The organism is Saccharothrix sp. ALI-22-I, assembly GCF_001984175.1.
In the GTDB taxonomy this organism is placed as follows: domain Bacteria; phylum Actinomycetota; class Actinomycetes; order Mycobacteriales; family Pseudonocardiaceae; genus Actinosynnema.
The window spans coordinates 86,751-103,052 of the sequence record NZ_MTQP01000059.1 but is presented as its reverse complement, the minus strand read 5'-3'; the positions used below and the strand labels follow the sequence as shown (position 1 = coordinate 103,052).

The window sequence follows — 16,302 nt, the reverse complement described above, 5'->3', positions numbered from 1 at the left end:
CGACCTCCCACGTGCCACGGGCGAACGGGCCGGCTCTGGCAGGATCGGTACACGTGATCGGTAGAACGGCGCTCAGCAGGCGCGGAGTGCTGCTGGCGGCGGCCACGGCACCGTTGGCAGTCGCGTGCACCACACCACCACCCCCGCCGCCACCCCCGGATCCGCTGACCGCGTTGGTGGACGCGGCCTTGTCGGACGCCGCGCTGGCCACGGCGGTGGGCGCGCCGGAGACGGCCGCCGCGCGCGCCGAGCACGCCAAGCTGTTGCGGGCCGAGGTGGACCGGGCCACGCCCCGGGTGCCGGGGTCGTCGGTTCCGCCGTCGCCGTCGGCTTCGGTGGCGCCGCCGGCCGGTGCGACGCGGGAGGCGCTGGTACCGGCGTTGCAGGCGGCGCAGAAGCAGGCGGGTGACCTGGTGGCGGCGGCGCCGACGTACCGGGTGGGGCTGGTCGCCTCGGTGGCGGCCGGGTGCGCGAGCCTGGTGGAGGCGTTGTCGTGAACGTGGGTGCGGTGCAGGACGCGTTGAGTGCCGAGCACGCGGCGGTGTGGACGTACGGGCTGGTCAGCGCGTTCATCACGGTCCCGCAGCAGGCGGTGGCGGTGGCGGACGGCGCGAACGCGCACCGGGCTCGGCGGGACGTGACGGAGCGGTGGTTGCGCGACGCGGGGGCCACTCCCCGCCCGCCCGCGGCCGCCTACCTGCCACCGCAGCCGGTGGACAGCGCGACTTCGGCCATCGCGGCGTTGATCACGGCGGAGACGGATGCGTGCGTGGCGTGGCGCGGGGTGTTGGAGCGGACCGAGGACGGGGCGTTGCGGCAGTCGGCGCTGGACGCGTTGACCGTGTCGGCGGTGCGTGCGACGCGGTGGCGCAAGGTGGCCGGGCTGACCCCGGCGTCGATCACGTTCCCGGGCGGCGACGTCGGCTGACGCCGGCGTTCGGCCGACGCTTCGCAGGGGTCCCCGCCAGGGGACCCCTGTCTTTATCCTGCCGGCGGGGACCGACGATTCCGGGTCGCGGCGGGCCGGGCTGTGGATAACTCGGGTCGGTGCTGGTCAGGAGGTCAGGTCGGCGGCGAGTCGGAAGGCGTCGTTGCTGATCCGCTTCATCAGGGTGATGTGCGCGGTCTCGTCAGGGCCGTGCTTGGCCGAGTCGGACTCGATGATGATCACGTCGAGTTCCTGCTGCTGCGCGGCGAAGCCGCCGTTGGCGAGGGTGGTCATGTTGGGCACCCGCACGGCACCGTCCTTGACCAGGTCGTTGACGTTGCCGGTGCCGTCGCGGCTGGTCAGGTCCTTGAGCTTGGTGGCGTCCGCGAGGGTCTTCATCCGCACCACCGACACCGAGGTGTAGACCGTCACCCCGTCCGGGGTGGTGGTCGTGTACAGGCCGCGGGTGAGCTGCTGGCAGGGCGTGCTGGTCAGGAACGTCTTGGTCTGCCCGTACGCGTGCGGCGCGCAGTTGCTGTCCTTCAGCGGCTCCGGGACGTCCGGCGATTTGGCGAAGGTGAACTCACCGGGCGGCGCGGACGTAGTAGCGGGTGTGCCGGAAGGTTCGCTCTTCGGCATCACGACCAGCCACACCAGTCCGGACACCACGGCCACGCCGAGCAGGCCCAGCCCCTTGAGCAGCATCCCGCGACGCGCCTGCGGCATCGCGGGTCGCGGGGGCGGCGGTGAGCTGAGCAGCGAGTCCAGCCGGCCGATCTCCGACCGCCACAGCGGCGCGGTGTCCGACGGCTGGATGGGAGGTATCCGCTGCGTCACCTCTTCAGGTGATTCGGGAGGAACCGACACAAAGACCCACGGTAACGGAAGCAGGTCAGTCGAGCGCTTTGAGCACTAGATCGACATCCTCCACCGTGTTGTACAGGTGAAACGCGAGCCGCACCCGTCCGGCCCGCACGCTGGACCGCACTCCTGCGGCCGCCAGCCGTTCCCCCGCCGACGGCAGGTCGAGCGACACGATCGCCGATCCGCGTGCGGGCAGCCCGAGGCCGGTCAGCACGGCGTCGGCGAGCGCCACGCCGTGGTCGCGGACGGCCGTCATGTCGAGCGAGGCCAGGTAGGGCAGTGACGCCGCCGCGCCGAACTGGGACAGCCACACCGGTGACAGGTCGAGCCGGCGGGCGTCCGACGCGAGCCGCAGCGGCAGCCCGTACACCGCGGACCAGGGGTCTTCGTTGCCGAACCAGTTCGCCGCCACGGGCACCGTGCGCTCCAGTGCCGACGGCGAGCACGCCAACCACGCGCACCCGCGCGGCGCCATCAGGAACTTGTACCCGGCGGCCACCACCCAGTCCGCCCACTCCAGCTCCAACGGCAGCCAGCCGACCGCCTGGGAGGCGTCCAGCAGCACCGGCACGCCGGCCGCCCGCAGCCCCTCCAGGTCCACGATCCGCCCGTTCGCGGACTGCACGACGCTCACCGCGACGAGGTCGTGCGCACCGGCGGCGGACGCGATCTCGTCCAGCTCCACTTCGGTGACCCGCAAGCCGCGCGCCGCGAACGGGAACGTCAGGCTGGTGAAGTCGCCGCGCGCCACCAGCACCGACGCGTCGGCGGGCAGTCCGGCCGCCACCAGGGCCACGAGCTGGGACACCGACGCGCCCATCGCCACCCGCTCCCCCGGCACGCCCACCAGCCGCCCGAACGCGTTGCGCGCCGTGCTGACCTGCGCGTCGACCGCGTCGGGGCTGTCCCCGCCCACCGACCACCGCCGCACGGCGTCCGCGACGACGGAGGCGACGGGTGTGGGCGGGACGCCGATGCTGGCGGTGTTCAGGTAGCCGAGGGGGACGTCGAAGGTCGTGCCGAAGGCTGAGCGCATGGGATCATCACACGGGTTCGGCGACCCCGCCGTCCACCGGATTGCGGTTCTTGCGCCGGGCGTAGACCTGCTTGCGGGTGCGCGCGACGATCTCGCCGCTCTCGTCCACCACGTCGGTGGAGAACCACACCAGCGCCTTCCCGCCGTCCGCGGCCAGCGAGCGGACCTCGTCCAGCTGCTCGTCGGTCAGCCGGAAGTCCGCGTAGACGGTGCCGCGTCCGGGTTTGACGAACTCGATCTCGCCCACCCGGTCCCACACCATGTGATCGCGGCCGAGGTGGTGCAGCACGAGCAGCATCCAGAACGGGTCGGTCATCGCGAACAGCGAGCCGCCGAAGTGGGTGCCCACGTAGTTGCGGTTCCACCAGCGCAGCCGCAGCCGGACCCTGACGTGGCGGTAGTCGTCGGACAGTTCGACCACGCGGATGCCCGCGAACAGGAACGGGGGCCACAGGTTCATGCCGCGGCGCAGACGGGAAGCCTTCACGACAGCTATGTTACCAGCGGGTAATGTCAGTGCAGGCTGATCACGTTCTTGGTGATCTTGCCCGCCGCGTCCGAGCACAGGAACGCCACCACACCGGCCACGTCCTCGGGCTGCGACACGTCGTGCTGCGCGCGCACCGCGTCGTTGACCCAACCGGTGTCGGTGACGCCCGGCTTGACCACGTTCGACGTGATGCCGTGCGGCCACAGCTCGGCCGCCGCGGACATGGCGTAGTTGTCCAGCGCCGCCTTCGCCGCGCCGTAGGACACCTCGCTGGGGAACCCGAGCGGGCCGCCCGACGTGAGGCCGACGATGCGGCCCCAGTTGCCGCCGCGCGCGATGTGCCGTCGGGCGAACTCGGCGATCAGCAGCGCGCCCGCCCGCGCGTCCACCGCGAACTGCGCGTCGAACGTCTGCGGCGTGACGGCCAGCAGCACCCGGCCGAACTGGTCGGTGTCGGTGGCCAGGAACGTGTCCTGGACCCAGCTGGAGGCGTTGTTGACCAGGATGTCCACCGGCCCGAAGACCCGTTCGGCGGTGTCGAACAGCACGGTGGGCGCCACCGGGTCGGTGAGGTCGATCTCGATGGCGTGCGCCTTGCCGCCCGCCTCGGTGATGGCGGCGACCACGTCGTCCGCGGACGACTCGCGGGCGGTGAAGTACTCCCTCGGCAGGCTCGGGTCCGGCGCGGGCGCGAAGCGCAGGTAGGTGATGAGGACGTTGACGCCCTGGGCGGCGAGGGCCTTGGCGGTCGCGGCACCGATGCCCTGGTTGGCGCCGGTGACGATCGCGGTGTGCATCACGAACGGCATCCTGCCTGATCAAGGGACGGCGCCGCACCGCGTTTCCGGTGGCCGGAGCTCACCGTTCGTAAGCTCTGGGGTCATGCGCAGCGAAGAGATCGAGATCCGCACCGGCTCGACCGAGGTCGTCCACGACATCACGCGTGCCTGCGAGGACTTCCTGGCCGGCGTGGACGGCGACGGACTGCTGAACGTCTGGGTGCCGCACGCCACCGCGGGGCTGGCGGTGCTGGAGACCGGCGCGGGCAGCGACGACGACCTGCTGGCCGCGTTGCGCGAGCTGCTGCCCGCCGACAAGCGGTGGCGGCACGAGCACGGGACGCCCGGTCACGGCCGTGACCACGTGCTCCCCGCGCTGGTGCCGCCCTACGCGACGATCCCGGTGCTAGGCGGTGTGCTGGCGCTGGGCACCTGGCAGTCGGTCTGCCTGGTGGACACCAACGTCGACAACCCCGTCCGCAAGGTCCGGCTGACCTTTCTTGCCGGGTAGAGCCCTTCCGGGTAGCAGCAGCACCGCCAGCCCGACGGCGGCGAGCGCCACGAACACCCAGATCTGGGCGGACGCCGTCGACCCGCCCTGCAACAGCGCGCGCAGACCCTCGGCGGAGAACCGGAACGGCGTCCACGACCACAGCAGCGCCCGGTAGGCGGGGTCGAGCAGCTCCGGCACCTGGCCCGCGACCGCGGGCGCGATCAGGTACAGCGGCCCGAGCACGGCCATCGCGCGGATGCCGAGCAGCCTCAACAGCGCGCCCTGGACCAGCGCGAACGCCAGCCCGACCAGGGCGAGGTAGCCCAGCACGACCCAGCCGAGCGGCAGGGCCGAGTCCCACAGCGCGAAGAAGCCCGCCACGACCGCGACACCGAGCACGGTCGTGGTGACGGTGCCCACCAGCCTGGCGGCCATGGTCGGTTTGCGCGCCAACACCGTGAACGCCGCCCCGGCGACCAGGCCCGCGATCCACAGCAACGCACTCGCGGCCAGCGGCGCGGTCCGGCCGGCGGCCGAGGCCGGGTCGAGCGTGACGACCTTCGCCTGCATCCCGGCGCCTTGCGCGACGCCGCCGAGCACCTGCTGGGCGACCTGCGTGCCGGCCGGGTTCACCGCGCCGGACAGCAGCACGGTCGCGCCTTCAGGCGCGAGTTCGAGCACGCCGTAGACCTCTTGGCGGGACAGCAGGTCCGGTGCTTCTCCCGGTGTGATCACGCGCCACGCGACCTCCGGCGTGGCGCTGCCGGCGAGCTTGTCGGCGACCCCGCGCAGTGGTGGCGGGGCGTTGGGTCCGACGGCGACCGCGAGCGGCACCGCGTCCGGGTGCACCGTCGCCTGGACGCCGAACGTCAGCAGACCCAACACGAGCGCGATCAACGCGCCCACGACGGCGGCGGCCACCGCGATGACCGCCGGCGGCCGGTCGTGCAGTGCGGCCATGGTCGTCCTCCTCCGTAGTTCATCACCTGTTGAATTTGAGGCTACGACTCCTCGACCGGTGAAGTCAACGGGTGGTGAATTGTTCAGAGCGCGGAGGCGGCGCAATCCGACGCGTTATGGTTTGGCCCGTGACTCACCCAGGTGACGGGCAGTCCGGCTGGGGCGCCCAGCCCGGCCAGGGCAACTGGGGCCCGCAAGATCCCGGCTACGGCCGGCAGCAGGGCTATCAGCAGCAGGGCTACGGCGGCTCGTACGGCGGCCTCGGCGTGTTCTCCGGCGGTGACGAACCCCCGCCCAAGAAGGACAAGACCAAGTTGTGGCTGGTGATCGGCGCCGTCCTGGTGGTGCTCATCGGCGGCGGCGTGACCGCGTTCGTGCTGACCCGACCGGACAGCTCGACCCCGGTCGCCCAGAGCACCGGCAGCAGCACGCCCACGACGACGACGGCTCCCAGCACCACGAAGTCGACCACCCCGAGCGAGCCGAACAGCACCTGCGAGCCGGTGAAGCCGGGCTGGAACTGCCTGGCCGTCCCGGCCCTGTCGTACAGCTACGACGTGCCCAAGGGCTGGTCACCCTCGCCGTCCAGCGCGTCGGTCGACGCGCTGGACGTGAAGCTGATCGGCGTCAGCCTCACCGGCACCTACGACTGCGGCGGCAACGGGTTCACCCGCGGCGGCGCGGGCGGTGTCGTGGTCCCGCAGACCGACCTGACCGCGGTGGCCAAGGACTTCGCCGACAAGCTCGCCACCCAGTACTACAACTCCGCGCCGAAGTTCGAGGTCAAGCTCAGTGAGCCCAAGCCGGTGACGATCCCCAACGGGGCGAGCAACATCCAAGGCGTGCAGGTGGACGCCACCGTCACCACCTCGGGCGACCAGTGCCTGGCCACCAAGGGCATGGTGAAGGTCCTGGTCCTGAAGGGCGACAAGGGGTTCCACGTGTTCATGGCCAACGGCGACACCGAAGGCGGTCCGGCCGACCCCAAACCGCTGACCGAGGCCGACCTGCAGGGCATGGTCGACTCCGTCAAGCCGCTGAGCCGGGGCTGAACCGGTGAGCTACACGGGCCTGGGTGTCTACCAGCAGCAACCACCGAAACGACCGAGCCGCGCGCCGTTGTGGATCGCGCTCGCCGTGGTGGCCGTGCTCGTCATCGGCGGCGGCGTGACCGCCTTCGTGCTCCTGAACTCCGGCCAGACCACGACCACGGCGCCCGGGCCGTCGTCGACCACGTCGGCCGCGCCCGAGGAGGAGTGGCAGCCGGTGGACGACTCGCAGGCCGGACTGGTCTACGAGGTGCCGCCGTCGTGGGAGTCCACCGGCGGCAGCGCGTCCGGCCGGATCAGGCTGTCCACGTCGTACGTGTCCCGGCCGTTCCAGTGCCAGGGGCGCAGCATGATCCAGGCGCAGGCGATGTCCGGGTCGATCATCGACAACGACCCGGAGAAGGTCGGCACCGAGCTGGTGAACCGGATCGCCGCCGGCGGGTACACCGTCAACGGCTCGCCGCCCGAGATCGCCGAGCCGCGCGTCCAGCCCGTGGACGGCGACGCGGTCCGGGTCAGCGTCGAGGTGACGCCGAAGTCCGCCAGCGCCTGCTACGCGCCCAAGGCCACCGTCACCGCGGTGGCGCTGCGGAACGGGTCGAAGGTGTCGGTGTTCGTGCTCAACGTCGCCGAGGGCGGACCGCACGTGGCCGAAGGGCCGTCGGAGGATCAAGTGCAGCGCATCCTGGAAAGCGTGCGGCTGTCGTGAACACGTTGGTGCTGTGGGACATCGACCTCACGTTGATCGACGCGCGGGGTCTGGGGCACGAGTGGTACCGCACCGCGTTGCGCGCGGCGGCGGGCCTGGACCTCGTGCACACGCCCAGCTTCCCGGGCCGCACCGAGCGCGCCATCACGCTGGAACTGTTGGCCGCGCACGACCTGGAGCCCACCGAGGAGCTGGTCACGCGACTGCACGCCGAGTTGATCGACGTGGCCACGCGGGAACGCGAACTGCTGCCGTCACGGGGCCACGCACTGCCCGGCGCGTCGGCGGCACTGGCGGCGTTGGCCGCTCGGGAGAACGTCGTGCAGTCGCTGGTGACCGGGAACCTGGTGGAGATCGCCCGGTTCAAGCTGGCCGCGTTCGGCCTGGACGAGCACGTGGACTTCGAGATCGGCGGCTACGGCTCGGTCTCCGAGCACCGGCCGGAACTGGTGCTCGAAGCCGTGCGGCTGGCATCGGCCAAGCACACCCGCGACTTCCGGTCCGTCGTCATCGGCGACACACCGCACGACGTGGACGCCGCACTGCACCACGGCGCCGTCGCGATCGGCGTGGCGACGGGCCGCAGCAGCTCGGACGAACTGCGGGAGGCGGGCGCGCACATCGTGCTGACCGACCTGTCCGACACGGCGGCCGTACTGGCCGCCGTGCTGGACCAGGCCTAGCGGCTCAGCCCCGGACGATGTCGAGCAGGTGCTGGACGGCGTTGTCGACCGGCACCTCTTCACGCTCGCCGGTGCGGCGGTCCTTGACCTCGACCAGGCCGTTCACCAGGCCGCGGCCCACCACCAGGATCGTCGGCACGCCGATCAGCTCGGCGTCGGCGAACTTCACGCCGGGGCTCGCCTTGCGGTCGTCCAGCAGCACCTTCAGGCCCGCCGCGGACAGCTCGCCGGCCAGCTTCGCCCCGCCCGCGAGCAGCGTCTCGTCCTTGCCCGCGACGACCACGTGCACGTCGGCCGGCGCCACGTTGCGGGGCCAGATCAGGCCGCGCTCGTCGTGGCTCTGCTCGGCGATCGCGGCCACCAGCCGGGACACGCCGATGCCGTACGAGCCCATGGTGATCCGGATGGGCTTGCTGTCCGGGCCCAGCGCGTCCAGCGAGAACGCGTCCGCGTACTTGCGGCCCAACTGGAAGATGTGCCCGATCTCGATGCCGCGCGCGGCCACCAGCACACCCTGTCCGTCCGGCGACGGGTCGCCCTCGCGGACCTCGGCCACGTCGATCGTGCCGTCCGGGGTGAAGTCGCGGCCGACGACCAGGTCCACCACGTGGTGGTCGGCCTTGTCCGCGCCGGTCACCCACGCCGTGCCGCGCACCACGCGCGGGTCGACCAGGTACCTGACCCCGTTGGCCTGCAGCGCCGCCGGGCCGATGTAGCCCTTGACCAGGAAGGAGTTGCGGGCGAAGTCCGCCTCCTCCAGCATCGCCACCTCGGCCGGCTCCAGCGCCGCCTCCAGCCGCTTCAGGTCGACCTCGCGGTCACCGGGCAGGCCGATCGCGAGCAGCGCCCAGTCCTTGTCTCCGGGGGTCTTCGTCTTCACCAGGACGTTCTTGAGGGTGTCCGCGGCGGTGAAGGTGCGGTCGGTGTTGGCGTTGAGGAAGTCCACCAAGGACGTGATGGTCGGCGTGTTCGGCGTGTGGTGGACCTGCGCCTCGGGCTTCGTCGCCGGGTCCTGCTCGGCGGGCGCGGGCGTGGTGACCGCCTCCACGTTCGCCGCGTAACCGGACTCCGTGCTGCGGACGAACGTGTCCTCACCGTTCGGCGCGACCGCCAGGAACTCCTCCGACGCCGAGCCGCCCATCGCGCCCGACGTGGCGGACACGATCACGTAGTCCATGCCCAGCCGGTCGAAGATGCGGATGTAGGCGTCGCGGTGCTGCTGGTAGGAGTGGGCGAGGCCGTCGTCGGTGAGGTCGAAGGAGTAGGAGTCCTTCATGACGAACTCGCGGCCGCGCAGGATGCCCGCGCGGGGGCGCGCCTCGTCCCGGTACTTCGTCTGGATCTGGTAGAGCGTGACCGGGTAGTCCTTGTACGAGGAGTACTCGCCCTTCACGGTGAGCGCGAACAGCTCCTCGTGGGTGGGGCCGAGCAGGTAGTCGGCGCCCTTGCGGTCCTTGAGGCGGAAGATGTTGGGGCCGTACTCGGTCCACCGGTTCGTCGCCTCGTAGGGCTCCTTCGGCAGCAGCGCGGGGAACTGGATCTCCTGCGCGCCGAAGGCGTCCATCTCCTCGCGCACGACCTGCTCGATGTTGCGCAGCACCCGCAGACCCAACGGCAGCCACGAGTAACCGCCCGGCGCGACGCGGCGCACGTAGCCGGCGCGGACCAGCAGCTTGTGGCTGGGTACTTCGGCGTCGGCCGGGTCCTCGCGCAGGGTGCGCAGGAACAGCGACGACATCCTCGTGATCACGGTGGGTGCTCCTCGTGGCGCGGGTTGTCCGAGAAAGGGTAGTGAACCGGGTCTGATCAGTTCCAACGGGTTCCGCCTGGCCAGCTCTGCCGTGCAGCGGGCATTCGCGCGGAGGACGGAGTTGCAGCCCAGGTGATCGCCTCAGGCGCCGGAATTGTCGGTGGTCTGGTCTAGCTTGCCCGGCATGACCATCGACATCGCCATGATCACCATCGACACCGCGGACCCGCGGCGCCTGGCGGACTTCTGGACCAAGGCCCTGGACACGTCGATCCAGCACGACTGGGGCGACTTCCTGGTCCTCGGCCCGATCGGCGGTGACGGCGGGCTGCAACTGGGTCTACAGCGGGTAGACGACCCGACCCCGGGAAAGAACCGCATGCACTTCGACTCACACGTCGAGGACCGCGCCGCCGAGGTGGCACGCCTGGTCGCACTGGGCGCGACAGAGGTAGCCGAACACACCATGCCGGGCCTGACCTGGACCGTGCTAGCGGACCCCGACGGCAACCAGTTCTGCATCGCCCAACTCGGCTGACCAGCGATGAACACGATCCCAAGATCACCCTAACGTGCGAATCGGCCGTCATCCGGAAACTTCCAGCACACCATTGACGTTGCCGGTAGGGAAGGAGGCGGCGGCACGGCAGGGCACCGTGGCAAGAGGCGAGAGCGCCCACGACAAGCGCCGCGACCAAGGACAGACGCAGCGACGAGCGGACGAGCGGACGAGCGACAAGGGCGCGGGTGGCGGAGCCGGGGCGCGGGAGCGCATAGGGTCCCCGTCGTGTTGGTACTGCTCCCTCCGTCGGAGACCAAGGCCCTCGGCGGCTCCGGCACGCCGCTCGATCTCGACCAGCTCTCCCACCCGGAACTCACCCCGGTGCGGGGGAAGCTGGTCGACGCCTTGGTCGACCTTGCCGCCGACGTTCCCGCGAGCCTGGCCGCGCTCGGGCTGTCCGAGCGCCAAGCCGGCGAGGTGGAGCGCAACGCCGAACTCCGCCGCTCCCCCACGTTGCCCGCCCTCGCGCGGTACACGGGGGTGCTCTACGACGCACTCGGCCTCGGTTCGTTGACCAAGGTCGAGAAGGGCCGTGCCTTTGCCCGGCTCTCGGTGGCGTCGGCGCTGTTCGGGATCGTCGGTGGCGGTGATCCGATTCCGGCTTACCGGCTGTCCGGGGGCAGCGTGTTGCCGTCCGTCGGGCCGCTCGGCGGGTTGTGGCGGCCGGTGTTGGAGCCGGTGTTGGCGGCGGCGGACGAGTTCGTCGTCGACTTGCGGTCCAGTCCGTACAACTCGTTGGCGCGCATCCCCGACGCCGCGGTGGTTCGGGTTGTCACCGAGGACGCGAAGGGGCGGCGCAATGCGGTCAGCCACTTCAACAAGGCGCACAAGGGCCGGCTGGCCCAGGCGATCGTCAAGTCGCGGTCCGAGCCCGGTGATCTCAAGGGGTTGATTCGGGTTGCGGGCAAGGCCGGGCTGCGGATCGAGCTGACGGGGCCCGGGGCTGCCGATCTGGTCGTTGACTGATCGGTCAGGCGGATCGGTCAGGCGGATCGGGCTGTGCTGATCGAGAAGTGGTGGGTGGCGCGGGGCTTGGTGGTGGTGGTGTGGGTGGCGGTGGCGTGTAGTTCGCGCTGGACGCGGGGGAGGTCTCGGTCGTCGATGTTGGTGCTGCCGGCCAGGGGGGAGCCGAGACGGATCTGGCGGTGGTGGTTGCGCTCCAGGCCGTAGACGACGAGGGCGACGACGGTCAGGGCGAAGAGGATTGCGGTCATGGCACTAACTGTGCGGTACACAAGAAACCGCCACAATTGGCAGTCTTGCCGTTGTGCATCAAAATCCTGCCAAGTACGGTAGCTCCATGCTCCGCACCGTTGCCGCCGTCGTCATCGACGGTCTCGCGCCGTTCGAGTTCGGCGTGATCTGCGAGGTCTTCGGTATCGACCGGACCGAGGAGGGGGTGCCTCCGTTCGACTTCCGGGTCTGCGGCGAGCGGCCCGGCGAACCGATCCGGACCGGCGTCGGCGCCTCACTCACCCCCGACCACGGCCTCGACGCGCTCGAACAGGCCGACCTGGTCGCCGTCCCGGCCGCGAAGATCCGCGACGAGTACCCACCGCTGGTCATCGAAGCCCTCCGCGCCGCCCACGAACGCGGCAGCACGCTGCTGTCCGTGTGCAGCGGCGCGTTCGTCCTCGGCGCCGCCGGCCTGCTGGACGACCGCCGCTGCACCACCCACTGGCGCCACGCCGCCGAGTTCACCGAGCGCTTCCCCAACGCCAAGATCGACCCGGACGTCCTGTTCGTGGACGAGGGCGACATCGTCACCAGCGCGGGCACGGCCGCCGGGATCGACGCGTGCCTGCACGTGGTCCGCCGTGAACTCGGCGCGGTCGTCACGGCGACGATCGCGCGCCGCATGGTCGTCGCGCCGCAACGCGACGGCGGCCAGCGCCAGTTCGTCGAGCTGCCGACCCCGCCGCACCGGGGCGACAGCCTCCAGCCGCTGCTCGCCTGGCTGCAGGACCGACTCGACCAGGAGCACACCATCGCCAGCCTGGCCGAGCAGGCGAACATGTCGGAGCGGACGTTCGCCCGCCGCTTCGCCGCCGAGACCGGCACGACCCCGCACCGCTGGCTCACCACCCAACGGGTCCTGCACGCCCGCCGGCTGCTGGAGGAAACGCAGCTCACGGTGGAGGACGTGGCCCACCGGTCCGGTTTCGGCACGGCCGCCTTGCTGCGCCACCACTTCACGTCGGTAGTGGGCGTGCCGCCCAAGGATTACCGACGGTCATTTTCGCACCGCTAGCCGCCAAATCCGTGACCCAGCGCAGCGACTTATCACCTCTCGTGACGGTAGTGCCAGAATGTCCGGGTGAGCCTCGACACACCTGGCGACACACCCGTCGAACCGGTCACTCCCGCGTTGCTGCGCGGAGTCACCGAAGACCTCCGGACCGACGCGCTCGACGCGCCGGAGGCGTTGAAGCGCGTGTGGTCCGGGCTGTGCCTGGCCCGGCTGCTCGGTCTGCGCCTGGCGTTGGTGGACCGGAAGTGGCGGCAGCGGCAGGTGAACGCCGAGTCGGTGGAACACCAGCTCACCCGTGATCTCGGCACCACGGCGACGTTCGCCGACACGGTGCTCGCCCTGCCCGGCGAAACGACGCCCGAACCGTTGGCGGAGCACGAGGTCGAGGACGCGGTGGCGGCGTTGGTGGAGTTCAGCGCCACGGCGCGCCGCCGGATGCTGGCCGTCGCGCCGCAGGCCGCGCAGTGGCACGACGAGCGCGTGCTGCGGCACGACTCGCTGGTGATCGGCCAACTGGCCGCGGCCTGGTTGGGGCAACGCGGCAGCTACCGGCTGGACCGGTAGCGGCTCGGCGGTAAATCGGTTGCGCCCGTGCCGCGGGGCCGGGCAACCTGTGCCCGAACGCGCAGAGCGCCGGTGGTGGCAGACCACCGCGGAGTCGAGGAGGTGCCAGATGGCAACAGCTGTCCGGGACGTGGCACCGACCCGTCCGCACGCCCCACTCGCCTGACGCGAAGGACCACACCGCGCCGGGTGGGGCGATCACCCCACTTCACCTGGAGCCCATCCAGTGCGCGAGCACGATCAGTACGCAGAGTTCGAATCCGATTACGACCACGCCGACGACTTGCGGTGGCAGGCCAAGAAGGCCAAGCCGCGCCGTGGCGCCGGTGTCGATCCGGGCCGTCGTGGCCGGCTCACCGAAGAGGCCAAGGACCGCCTCGCCCAGATGCGGGAGGACGCGGTCGACGCGGACGTCCCGCCGGACGGTGATCGGTGGTCCACCTGGGGCGATGCCGACCAGGGGCCGAAGCCCCACCCGTCGTGGCTGGTCACCGACCTGGCCGCGGTGGACCGGGAGTTGGGCATCGTGAAGACCGGCAAGGAGGCGGACGTCTTCCTGCTGGAACGCGCGTTGCCCGGTACCGATCGGGCGTGCCTGATGGCGGCGAAGCGGTACCGCAGCAACGATCACCGGCTGTTCCACCGGGACGCGGGCTACCTGGAAGGCCGTCGGATGCGGCGGTCGCGGGAGATGCGCGCGATGGCGACCCGCAGCGCGTTCGGCCGCAACCTCATCGCCGAGCAGTGGGCGGTGGCGGAGTTCGCCGCGTTGGCGAAGCTCTGGCAGATGGGCGCTCCGGTGCCGTACCCGGTGCAGCGTGACGGCACCGAGTTGCTGTTGGAGTTCGTCGGCACGGATGGTGCGGCGGCGCCGCGGTTGGCGCAGTTGCGGCCGGAGCCGGACGAGTTGCTGGTGTTGTGGCGGCAGCTGGTGGACGCGCTGAGCGTGATGGCGTCCGCGGGTCTGGCGCACGGCGACTTGTCGGCGTTCAACCTGATGGTGCACGACGGGCGGCTGGTCGTGATCGACCTGCCGCAGGTGGTGGACCTGGTGGCGAACCCGCGCGGGCCGGAGTTCCTGGAGCGGGACGTGCGCAACGTCGCCGGTTGGTTCACCGGGCGCGGTCTGCCGCCGGAGCTGGCCGAGCCGCTGGAGGTCACCGGGATGCTGTTGGACGTCGCGGGACTGCGGTGATCGAAGTTCACCCGATCGAGGTGAATTTGCTGATCGCGGACGCCTGGCCACCCCCGTCCGGATCGTGGTGGCCAGGCGTTCGGTTCGTGCGCACTTCGTCAACTCGACCGCGCCGGAGTCCCGTAAACCGTCGTCACGTGCGCTTTTGTGGTTCCATGTGGTCATCGGCGTGGCGCACGGGATCGCCCCGTTCGCCACACGTGTGCGCGAGAACACCGCCAGGATGCCGAACTCCGCCCCGTGATCAGCTAGACTGAGTGGTGCACCGCCCGGTGGCGCCACAGAGTGCCCCAGGCCGCCAGAGTGGCCGGTGGTGCTTCCCAACCACTATCGGCGCGACCGCGCGCCGGGCCCGTCCCCGCGATCGCGCCTGCTGAGCAGAGCAATCCTCGAGACGTGCCGTGTCCCGGAGGTTTGTTTTGCCGACAATGTCCCAAGGCCGTTCCGAGCGCCCGCAGTTCCGCAAGCCCCGCAGTAACAGGCGCCCAGGCCAGGGCAACCGTCGTCCCGCTTCCAGCGTGGAGCTGACGACCACCATCCCCGACCACGTCGAGAGCACCATGCCCGAGGGCCCGCTGCCCTCGTTCGCGGAGCTGGGTCTCTCCGAAGAGCTGCTGGGCGCGCTCACCGCGGCCGGCATCACCGAGCCGTTCCCGATCCAGGCGGCCACGCTGCCGGACGCGATGGCCGGCCGTGACCTGCTCGGTCGCGGTCAGACCGGCTCCGGCAAGACGCTGGCGTTCGGCCTGGCCCTGCTGTCCCGCCTCGCGGGCGGTCGCGCCAAGCCGTTGAAGCCGCGCGCCCTGGTGCTGGTGCCCACCCGTGAGCTGGCGATGCAGGTCGAGGAAGCCCTCAACCCGTTCGCCCGTTCGCTGGGCCTGTGGTGCCGCACGGTCGTCGGCGGCACGTCGTTCCCGCGTCAGATCGACGCGCTGCGCCGTGGTGTCGACCTGCTGATCGCCACCCCCGGCCGGTTGTCCGACCACGTCCGCCAGGGCACGGCCGACCTGTCCGAGGTGATGTTCACCGCGTTGGACGAGGCCGACCAGATGGCGGACATGGGCTTCATGCCGCAGGTCCGGGCGATCCTCGACCTGACCCCGCAGAACGGCCAGCGGCTGCTGTTCTCCGCGACGCTGGACGGCGACGTGGACAAGCTGGTCCGCCAGTACCTGCACGACCCGGTGGTCCACTCGGTCTCGCCGCCCACGGGCAGCGTCACCACGATGGAACACCACCTGCTGTTCGTGTCCGCCGAGGACAAGCAGAACGTGGTCACCGAGGTCGCCGCGCGCGAGGGCCGCACGATCATGTTCGTGCGCACCAAGCACCACGTGGACCGGTTGGCCAAGAAGCTGCGGTCGATGGGCGTGCACGCCGGCGCGTTGCACGGTGGCAAGGCGCAGAGCGCGCGCACGCGGGTGCTCGGCCAGTTCCGCGAGGGCACCATGCCGGTGCTGATCGCCACGGACGTGGCGGCGCGCGGTATCCACGTGGACGACGTGAGCCTCGTCGTGCACGTCGACCCGCCGGCCGACCCGAAGGACTACCTGCACCGGGCCGGGCGCACCGCGCGGGCCGGTCAGTCCGGGACGGTCGTCACGCTGGTCACGCACGACCAGCGGCGTGCCGTGGTGGGTCTGACCACGCGGGCGGGTATCCGTCCGACGTCGACCAAGGTCCGTCCCGGTGACGAGGACCTGGTCCGCATCACCGGCGCGCGGGTGCCCAGCGGCATCCCCGTGGTCGAGCCCGAGGTGCCGGTCCGCGCTCGTCGCGGCGGCGGTGGCGGCGGTCCGCGGCGCAGTGGCGGCAGCGGCAGCACCGGTGCCGGCGGTTTCCGCGGCGGCCGTTTCGACCGTGACCGCAGCAGCTCGTCGGGTCGCCCTCGCCGGGTGCCGCAGCACTAGTTCACCGGTCCGAGGGGTCTGACGCCCGGAATTGTCAGACCCTTCTGGCAGGATAAAAGCAGGGGTCCCCTTGGCGGGG

Annotated in this window: 19 protein-coding genes; 12 read left to right on the top strand and 7 right to left on the bottom strand. The window is 71.0% G+C overall.

What is annotated here, in order from left to right; all coding sequences use genetic code 11:
* Positions 1-53: 53 nt before the first annotated feature.
* Positions 54-497, top strand: a complete 444-nt coding sequence (locus ALI22I_RS49350; RefSeq protein ID WP_238598443.1) for a hypothetical protein — start codon at positions 54-56, stop codon at positions 495-497.
* Positions 494-928 carry a ferritin-like domain-containing protein gene (locus ALI22I_RS49345; protein ID WP_238598442.1) on the top strand — a complete coding sequence of 145 codons (435 nt, stop codon included), beginning with the start codon at positions 494-496 and terminating at the stop codon, positions 926-928. The genes ALI22I_RS49350 and ALI22I_RS49345 overlap by 4 nt, the downstream gene beginning before the upstream one ends.
* A gap of 126 nt (positions 929-1,054) precedes the next feature.
* Here the strand turns inward: ALI22I_RS49345 and ALI22I_RS18820 are convergent, their stop codons facing one another.
* The 4 genes from ALI22I_RS18820 to ALI22I_RS18805 are packed head-to-tail and all read right to left on the bottom strand — an operon-like array spanning position 1,055 to position 4,115.
* Entirely contained in the window at positions 1,055-1,795 is a 741-nt protein-coding gene (locus ALI22I_RS18820) for a hypothetical protein (RefSeq protein ID WP_143532286.1), read from the bottom strand.
* Between the two features lie 25 nt (positions 1,796-1,820).
* Positions 1,821-2,828, bottom strand: a complete 1,008-nt coding sequence (locus ALI22I_RS18815) for an aminotransferase class V-fold PLP-dependent enzyme (protein WP_077006822.1) — start codon at positions 2,826-2,828, stop codon at positions 1,821-1,823.
* A 7-nt stretch (positions 2,829-2,835) separates the two neighbouring features.
* A complete protein-coding gene (locus tag ALI22I_RS18810; RefSeq protein ID WP_077006821.1) occupies positions 2,836-3,315 on the bottom strand; it encodes a DUF4442 domain-containing protein in 480 nt (159 codons plus the stop codon).
* Between the two features lie 26 nt (positions 3,316-3,341).
* Entirely contained in the window at positions 3,342-4,115 is a 774-nt protein-coding gene (locus ALI22I_RS18805) for an SDR family NAD(P)-dependent oxidoreductase (RefSeq protein WP_238598455.1), read from the bottom strand.
* Between the two features lie 85 nt (positions 4,116-4,200).
* Between ALI22I_RS18805 and ALI22I_RS18800 the strand changes: the two genes are divergently transcribed.
* On the top strand, positions 4,201-4,608 hold the full coding sequence (locus tag ALI22I_RS18800) for a YjbQ family protein (RefSeq protein ID WP_077006819.1): 408 nt from the start codon (positions 4,201-4,203) through the stop codon (positions 4,606-4,608).
* Here ALI22I_RS18800 and ALI22I_RS18795 read toward each other — a convergent pair.
* On the bottom strand, positions 4,504-5,550 hold the full coding sequence (locus ALI22I_RS18795; protein ID WP_077006818.1) for an ABC transporter permease: 1,047 nt from the start codon (positions 5,548-5,550) through the stop codon (positions 4,504-4,506). The genes ALI22I_RS18800 and ALI22I_RS18795 overlap by 105 nt on opposite strands.
* 128 nt (positions 5,551-5,678) lie before the next feature.
* Between ALI22I_RS18795 and ALI22I_RS18790 the strand changes: the two genes are divergently transcribed.
* The 3 genes from ALI22I_RS18790 to ALI22I_RS18780 are packed head-to-tail and all read left to right on the top strand — an operon-like array spanning position 5,679 to position 7,991.
* Positions 5,679-6,602: a hypothetical protein gene (locus ALI22I_RS18790; RefSeq protein ID WP_077006817.1), complete on the top strand. Its 924-nt coding sequence runs from the start codon at positions 5,679-5,681 to the stop codon at positions 6,600-6,602.
* A 4-nt stretch (positions 6,603-6,606) separates the two neighbouring features.
* Positions 6,607-7,308 carry a hypothetical protein gene (locus ALI22I_RS18785; RefSeq protein WP_077006816.1) on the top strand — a complete coding sequence of 234 codons (702 nt, stop codon included), beginning with the start codon at positions 6,607-6,609 and terminating at the stop codon, positions 7,306-7,308.
* On the top strand, positions 7,305-7,991 hold the full coding sequence (locus tag ALI22I_RS18780) for an HAD family hydrolase (RefSeq protein ID WP_077006815.1): 687 nt from the start codon (positions 7,305-7,307) through the stop codon (positions 7,989-7,991). Before ALI22I_RS18785 ends, ALI22I_RS18780 begins: the two co-directional genes overlap by 4 nt.
* Positions 7,992-7,995: 4 nt before the next feature.
* Here the strand turns inward: ALI22I_RS18780 and ALI22I_RS18775 are convergent, their stop codons facing one another.
* Complete coding sequence (locus ALI22I_RS18775; RefSeq protein ID WP_077006814.1) at positions 7,996-9,741, bottom strand: proline--tRNA ligase; 1,746 nt, start codon at positions 9,739-9,741, stop codon at positions 7,996-7,998.
* Between the two features lie 184 nt (positions 9,742-9,925).
* Between ALI22I_RS18775 and ALI22I_RS18770 the strand changes: the two genes are divergently transcribed.
* Both ALI22I_RS18770 and yaaA read left to right on the top strand, forming a co-directional pair.
* The gene (locus ALI22I_RS18770; protein WP_077006813.1) at positions 9,926-10,279 is read left to right on the top strand and encodes a VOC family protein; all 354 of its coding nucleotides are present in this window, start codon (positions 9,926-9,928) and stop codon (positions 10,277-10,279) included.
* 249 nt (positions 10,280-10,528) lie between these two features.
* Positions 10,529-11,269, top strand: a complete 741-nt coding sequence (gene yaaA / locus ALI22I_RS18765) for a peroxide stress protein YaaA (protein WP_077006812.1) — start codon at positions 10,529-10,531, stop codon at positions 11,267-11,269.
* Positions 11,270-11,286: 17 nt separating this feature from the next.
* Here the strand turns inward: yaaA and ALI22I_RS18760 are convergent, their stop codons facing one another.
* Positions 11,287-11,517: a hypothetical protein gene (locus ALI22I_RS18760; RefSeq protein ID WP_077006811.1), complete on the bottom strand. Its 231-nt coding sequence runs from the start codon at positions 11,515-11,517 to the stop codon at positions 11,287-11,289.
* A gap of 86 nt (positions 11,518-11,603) precedes the next feature.
* Here ALI22I_RS18760 and ALI22I_RS18755 point away from each other — a divergent pair, with 86 nt between their 5' ends.
* The 4 genes from ALI22I_RS18755 to ALI22I_RS18740 all read left to right on the top strand — a co-directional run bounded on the left by ALI22I_RS18755 (position 11,604) and on the right by ALI22I_RS18740 (position 16,223).
* Positions 11,604-12,554, top strand: coding sequence for a helix-turn-helix domain-containing protein (locus ALI22I_RS18755; protein WP_077006810.1), 951 nt, complete (start codon positions 11,604-11,606; stop codon positions 12,552-12,554).
* 66 nt (positions 12,555-12,620) lie between these two features.
* Positions 12,621-13,118: a hypothetical protein gene (locus ALI22I_RS49340; RefSeq protein WP_077006809.1), complete on the top strand. Its 498-nt coding sequence runs from the start codon at positions 12,621-12,623 to the stop codon at positions 13,116-13,118.
* A gap of 226 nt (positions 13,119-13,344) precedes the next feature.
* Positions 13,345-14,313, top strand: coding sequence for a serine protein kinase RIO (locus ALI22I_RS18745; RefSeq protein ID WP_077006808.1), 969 nt, complete (start codon positions 13,345-13,347; stop codon positions 14,311-14,313).
* Positions 14,314-14,741: 428 nt separating this feature from the next.
* Positions 14,742-16,223, top strand: coding sequence for a DEAD/DEAH box helicase (locus tag ALI22I_RS18740; RefSeq protein WP_083751828.1), 1,482 nt, complete (start codon positions 14,742-14,744; stop codon positions 16,221-16,223).
* The last annotated feature ends 79 nt before the right edge of the window (positions 16,224-16,302 follow it).

Bases quoted from the DNA above. Each gene is read 5' to 3' on its own strand.
- ALI22I_RS18815 (WP_077006822.1), bottom strand. From the start codon at position 2,828: ATGCGCTCAGCCTTCGGCACGACCTTCGACGTCCCCCTCGGCTACCTG.
- ALI22I_RS18805 (WP_238598455.1), bottom strand. From the start codon at position 4,115: ATGCACACCGCGATCGTCACCGGCGCCAACCAGGGCATCGGTGCCGCG.
- ALI22I_RS18800 (WP_077006819.1), top strand. From the start codon at position 4,201: ATGCGCAGCGAAGAGATCGAGATCCGCACCGGCTCGACCGAGGTCGTC.
- ALI22I_RS18795 (WP_077006818.1), bottom strand. From the start codon at position 5,550: ATGGCCGCACTGCACGACCGGCCGCCGGCGGTCATCGCGGTGGCCGCC.
- ALI22I_RS18770 (WP_077006813.1), top strand. From the start codon at position 9,926: ATGACCATCGACATCGCCATGATCACCATCGACACCGCGGACCCGCGG.
- ALI22I_RS18760 (WP_077006811.1), bottom strand. From the start codon at position 11,517: ATGACCGCAATCCTCTTCGCCCTGACCGTCGTCGCCCTCGTCGTCTAC.
- ALI22I_RS18755 (WP_077006810.1), top strand. From the start codon at position 11,604: ATGCTCCGCACCGTTGCCGCCGTCGTCATCGACGGTCTCGCGCCGTTC.
- ALI22I_RS18740 (WP_083751828.1), top strand. From the start codon at position 14,742: ATGTCCCAAGGCCGTTCCGAGCGCCCGCAGTTCCGCAAGCCCCGCAGT.